The sequence below is a fragment of the Paenibacillus etheri genome, assembly GCF_001012825.1.
Lineage (GTDB): Bacteria > Bacillota > Bacilli > Paenibacillales > Paenibacillaceae > Paenibacillus_AQ > Paenibacillus_AQ etheri.
This window is the reverse complement of record NZ_LCZJ02000059.1, coordinates 1-200: the sequence shown is the minus strand read 5'-3', so window position 1 is coordinate 200 and position 200 is coordinate 1. Positions and strand designations below refer to the sequence as shown.

The following is a 200-nucleotide window of genomic DNA, read 5'->3' as shown; positions in this document are numbered from 1 at the left end:
AGGCTCGTCCGCTCAGGGTAAGTCGGGACCTAAGGCGAGGCCGAAAGGCGTAGTCGAAGGACAACAGTTTGAAATTACTGTACCACCGTAATCCGCTATGAGCGATGGGGTGACGCAGGAGGGTAGTGACGCGGACTGATGGATATGTCCGTCTAAGCAGTGAGGCTGATGTGTAGGCAAATCCGCACATCGTTAAGGCT

1 rRNA gene is annotated in these 200 nt (G+C 54.5%); it reads left to right on the top strand.

Features of this window, described 5'->3' with window-relative positions:
- Positions 1-200 (top strand): 23S ribosomal RNA (locus tag UQ64_RS30490); the annotation flags it as partial.